This window comes from Arthrobacter sp. H41 (assembly GCF_000520535.1).
Taxonomy (GTDB): Bacteria; Actinomycetota; Actinomycetes; order Actinomycetales; family Micrococcaceae; genus Arthrobacter_D.
In genome coordinates, this window is sequence record NZ_KI914780.1 from 1 (window position 1) to 4585 (window position 4585).

Below are 4585 nucleotides of genomic sequence, written 5' to 3' on the forward strand. Positions count from 1 at the left end.
CGGACACTGCTCGTTCGCGAGCCCGATGGCGGAGCGCATGGCGGTCTCCTCGCCGGCCTGCCCGCTTCCCACGGCGAGGCCCGCCGCGTACCCGGCGATGAAGGTGGTCAGGGGTGCGGCCGGCCGCACCACGCCGTGGGCGGCCTTTCCTGCGAGGGCAAGGACGGCGTCGATATCCACCGTCGAATCCTCGAGTTCATAGGCCTTCAGCAGCTTCTCGCACCACTCGGCCAGCAGTTTCCCGCGCTCGTCCATCTGTACCCTCCGGGGTCTCCTCGACGACGTCGACGCCCAGGGCGCGTGCATCGTCCCACGTGTCGACGTCGAGCGTTGTGCCCGGGGGAACCGGGACTTCTCTGGTCCTCACCCTAGCAAGGAGCTTCTTCATCGACAGATTCGCGGTTCCTCCCGCAGCGGCTGCGTCGGCGACCGCGGTCTCGAGCGCGTCCCGCCGGTACAGCGCAGCAAGCGGCTGGTTCCTTCCCTCCTCCTCGGCGACGAGCGACACCGACGGATCCCGGGCTGCGGCCGCAAGCAGGAGTTTCAGAAGCTGCCCGGCGTGCGGCATGTCGCAGGCAAGCACAGCCAGGAGCCCCGGCGAGCTCTCGAGAGGATCGAGGGCACCGGGCCGGACCAGGGCTGCGGCCAGCGCGGCGGCGGGACCCGCGAAGGGCGGGTCCTCACGCACCACGCGCAGTTCGGGGCCGCCCGTGCCGAACCGCGCACGCAGCAGTTCCGTCAGGGCCGCGGGAACCGCCGAGTCCGGCCCGACGACGACGATCCGGTGCGCGTCGGCCACCGCGAGGCAGGTGATTTCAAGGAGGGACCGGCCCTGGACGGTGAGGTTCGCTTTCGGGGTTCCGCCGAGCCGCGAGGAGCGCCCCCCGGCGAGGACGACGGCGTCGAACCCGCCGGAGAATAAGCTCACGCGGCCCACTCGGTGAGGAACTCGCTCCACTGCGGTGCGGGTTTCTCGAGCTCCCGTAGCTGCCAGAGGGGCCCGCGGGGCGGCAGCGGCACGGTCCGCAGGCTCCAGCCGAGACTCGCGAGGGTCTTGTCGCTCTTCGCGTTGTTGCAGCGGAGGCAGCAGGCCACGAGGTTCTCCCATGTATCCGATCCGCCGCGCGAGCGCGGATACACATGATCGATGGTCGTGGCCGTCTTGCCGCAGTAGGCGCACAGGTGGTTGTCGCGCCGGAGCACGCCCCTCCGGGTGGCAGTGACGTCATGCCGGTAGGGGATCTTGACGTACCGGTGAAGGAGGATCACCGAGGGGCGTCCCAACACCTCGGTGGGCCCGACCACGGGATCGTCGTCTTCGGCCACCACGCTCGCCTTTCCCGTCAGCACAAGCACCAGCGCCCGGCGGAAGGTGACGACCGCCAGCGGTTCATATCCTGCGTTCAGAACGAGAGTGCGCATGCACAAGCCTCTTTGCGACTACGTCCCGAGAATCGGTTGCCGTCCCGCGCTCAGGAGAAGTTCTCCGGATTGACAATGCTAGGGTAAGCCGCGCGCAGCTCTCAGGCGAATCCCGGACGCTCCGCAGTCCTCAGCACAGTCCTCAGCACAGTCGTCAACACAGGCCTCAGCGACCAGAGTCAGCCACCGGCCGGGCGCCCGCTCCCGCCGTCGTCCCAGCCCTGCTGTGGAGTCGCGCAGGTTTCACGGAACACGTACTGCGAGGGTAGCTTCCGTTCATGGCTCGACCAGTCGATGGCCGGACGGCGCTGCTCCTCGGGGAGGTACCCGAGGCGGTAGACGGCCATCAGCTCGAGCTCGTCGGGAACGGCCAGGAGCCCGCCGATCTGCTCCCATCTGCCGGGCACCTCCATCGGAAAGGAGATGAACTGGATGCCCATGCCGAGTTCCACTGTTGTCAACCAGATGTTCTCCATCGCCGCCCCCATGCTGAACACGGAATAGAAGGAGGACAGTTCGCCGGGCCGGTACTCGGAGCGGTCCAGCAGGACGCCGAGCAGAAGCGGTGAGCCGGCAACGAGCCGCCGGTTCTCCTCGCCGAGCTTCTGCGGGACGCGGAGCGCGTTCATCATCGCCTGCCCTCGGCGGGTGAACACCTGTTTGGTGAAGGGCCGGAGCTGGGGCGGTAGCCGGTCGAAGAGCATACCGTCCCGCCGCGTCGCCATTTCCTCGGCACTGAAGCGGAAGTAGGGCTTGTACCTCTCGAAGAACGTGCCGTTGGACATGGCGGCCGTCATGCTGCCGCCGCTGATGGACGCCACGCTCTCGATCGTTGTGCGGTCCTCGATGACCACGAACCGCCATGGCTGGCTGTTGAGCTGCGAGGGGGCGCGGCCCGCCACCTCCATCAGGAGCCGCTGGTGGGCCTCGCTGACCGCTGGTGGGCCTCGCTGACCGGTGTGGGCAGGAACGGCCCGTTCGTGGTCTTCCGCCGTCGCACAACATCGAGGAACTCCATACCTTATCTCCAGGCCCGCAGCAGCGCTGCCGCGTAGAAGGGCGCAGCCGCCAGCGCCACCGCAGGATGACGACGGCCGTGCGTGCCGGCGAAGGGGATGACCGCCAGCGGGAGGACGGCCGGGGCCAACGCGGCACAGGTACGCCTGCCGTGCGGATCAGCCGCTGCCGCAAGCATCGCCGCAGCGGTGGTCAGGCACGTCACTCCGTAGAGCAGGTGGTGCACCCACCCGACCCGCGAGGTGTCGACCAACCCGAGCAGGACGGCGGTGCCGAGCGCTGCGTTTGCCGCATAGGACGCCGCCGCGGCACTGACCGCGCCGTGCGTTGCCGGGCGTTGCATAGTGCACGATGCTGTCCACGTCACCGGGTCCTCCGCAATGCGGGGCGAATTGCCCGCTGCCGTGCCTGCTGCCTGCCTCCGTTGCCGTCCCACGGTTAGATCGTATGCGCCGTCTAGACCGGCGCGCCCACCGAGACGAAAACATGGGCAGCGACCTCGGGCGGCAGTTCGAGGGCGCCCTCGATTCCCGGGACCCGCACCGACACGTACCCGCCCACCGATTCAAGGCTCAGCGACGCGCCGGGCCGCAGCCCGCCCTCGTCCAGCTGGGTGAGCAGTTCGGGATCCACCTGGATGGGCTCGGCCAGGCGCAGGAGGGTGACCCTGGAATCGCTGCGATACGTCTCCATGGCTGCCAGCAGGGTCACGACGCCGTCAGTGAGGAAGTCCGTCGACACTCCACCCAACGCCTCGAGGCCTGGGATGGGGTTGCCGTACGGCGACTGCGTGGGCCGGCCGAGCAGCTCGTACAGACGCCTCTCCACGCGTTCGCTCATGACGTGCTCCCAGCGACAGGCCTCATCGTGGACGTACGCCCAGTCGAGCCCGATGACGTCGCTCAGCAGCCGTTCCGCAAGGCGGTGCTTCCTCATGACCTCGGTTGCCCGGCGCCGTCCGAGTTCGGTGAGCTCGAGGTGCCGGTCCCCTGAGACGACCACGAGTCCGTCACGTTCCATCCGCCCGATCGTCTGCGAGACAGTGGGCCCGGAGTGGCGGAGCCGCTCCGCGATCCGCGCCCGCAATGCGACGATGCTTTCTTCCTCGAGCTCAAGGATGGTCCGCAGGTACATCTCGGTCGTATCGATGAGATCCGTCATGCGGTTCAACTCCTTGATGCAGTGCGGGGTGCGGGACGGAAGGCCAGCGCCCCCTCCCAAGGTTAACCTATGCGTCAGCACCCTTACTCCGCTCGCTTCCCGCCTCCGGGAAGGGATCCGTTCCCGGTCCGCGCCGACTGGCAGGGCCTCCGGGTCATAAATGGGTCGGCGCTTCATCGTTGGGGCAGAATGAAACGATGACCGACAACGCCGACATCCGCATCCCCGCCGACCTGCTGCCCCTGGACGGCCGCTTCGGAGCCGGCCCCTCGAAGGTCCGCGCCGGCCAGCTTGCGGCCCTTGCCGACGCGGGACAATCGATTCTCGGCACCTCCCACCGCCAGGCACCGGTCCGCAACCTCGTGGGCGAGGTCCGCGACGGCCTGTCGACGTTCTTCCGGGCACCCGAGGGCTACGAGGTGGTCCTCGGCGTCGGCGGCTCCACGGCTTTCTGGGATGTGGCCGCCTTCGGGCTCGTGAGGTCCCGCGCTCAGCACCTCTCCTTCGGGGAGTTCGGCTCTAAGTTCGCCTCGACCACCGATAGGGCGCCGTTCCTCGAGGCCTCGAGCATCCTCACCTCCGAGCCGGGCACCCGCCCCACGGCTCGGCCCGAGCAGGGCGTGGATGCCTATGCCTGGCCCCAGAACGAAACCTCCACCGGCGTCGCAGCTCCGGTGCTGCGGGTCGACGGGGCGGACGACGGCGCCCTCACCCTGATCGACGCCACCTCCGCCGCGGGTGGACTCGACGTCGATGTCAGTCAGGCGGACGTCTACTACTTCGCGCCGCAGAAGAACTTCGCGTCTGACGGCGGCCTGTGGCTCGGCCTGTTTATGCCTGGCCCCAGAACGAAACCTCCACCGGCGTCGCAGCTCCGGTGCTGCGGGTCGACGGGGCGGACGACGGCGCCCTCACCCTGATCGACGCCACCTCCGCCGCGGGTGGACTCGACGTCGATGTCAGTCAGGCGGACGTCTACTACTTC

At 68.5% G+C, this 4585-nt stretch carries 5 protein-coding genes and 2 pseudogenes; 1 reads left to right on the forward strand and 6 read right to left on the reverse strand.

Going from position 1 to position 4585, the window contains the following annotated elements; all coding sequences use genetic code 11:
• The 6 genes and pseudogenes from Y705_RS23020 to Y705_RS0105970 form a co-directional block, all read right to left on the reverse strand.
• The coding region (locus tag Y705_RS23020) for a DUF6457 domain-containing protein (protein WP_026532196.1) at positions 1 to 255 on the reverse strand (255 nt) is incomplete at its 3' end.
• Positions 197 to 928 (reverse strand): molybdenum cofactor guanylyltransferase, encoded by a 732-nt coding sequence (mobA, locus tag Y705_RS0105950; RefSeq protein WP_253908510.1) that lies wholly within the window; start codon positions 926 to 928, stop codon positions 197 to 199. The genes Y705_RS23020 and mobA, both read right to left, overlap by 59 nt.
• The gene (locus Y705_RS0105955) at positions 925 to 1422 is read right to left on the reverse strand and encodes an HNH endonuclease (protein WP_026532198.1); all 498 of its coding nucleotides are present in this window, start codon (positions 1420 to 1422) and stop codon (positions 925 to 927) included. The genes mobA and Y705_RS0105955 overlap by 4 nt, the downstream gene beginning before the upstream one ends.
• Positions 1423 to 1601: 179 nt before the next feature.
• Positions 1602 to 2440: pseudogene (locus Y705_RS0105960) on the reverse strand (nitroreductase family protein).
• A gap of 3 nt (positions 2441 to 2443) precedes the next feature.
• Positions 2444 to 2782, reverse strand: coding sequence for a hypothetical protein (locus Y705_RS0105965; RefSeq protein WP_026532199.1), 339 nt, complete (start codon positions 2780 to 2782; stop codon positions 2444 to 2446).
• A gap of 113 nt (positions 2783 to 2895) precedes the next feature.
• Positions 2896 to 3600, reverse strand: coding sequence for an iron-dependent transcriptional repressor DtxR (locus tag Y705_RS0105970; RefSeq protein ID WP_026532200.1), 705 nt, complete (start codon positions 3598 to 3600; stop codon positions 2896 to 2898).
• A 197-nt stretch (positions 3601 to 3797) separates the two neighbouring features.
• Here Y705_RS0105970 and Y705_RS17780 point away from each other — a divergent pair.
• Positions 3798 to 4454 (forward strand): annotated as a pseudogene (locus Y705_RS17780) (phosphoserine transaminase); the annotation flags it as partial.
• Positions 4455 to 4585 lie beyond the last annotated feature (131 nt).

Bases quoted from the DNA above. Each gene is read 5' to 3' on its own strand.
- Y705_RS0105965 (WP_026532199.1), bottom strand. From the start codon at position 2,782: ATGCAACGCCCGGCAACGCACGGCGCGGTCAGTGCCGCGGCGGCGTCC.
- Y705_RS0105955 (WP_026532198.1), bottom strand. From the start codon at position 1,422: ATGCGCACTCTCGTTCTGAACGCAGGATATGAACCGCTGGCGGTCGTC.
- Y705_RS0105970 (WP_026532200.1), bottom strand. From the start codon at position 3,600: ATGACGGATCTCATCGATACGACCGAGATGTACCTGCGGACCATCCTT.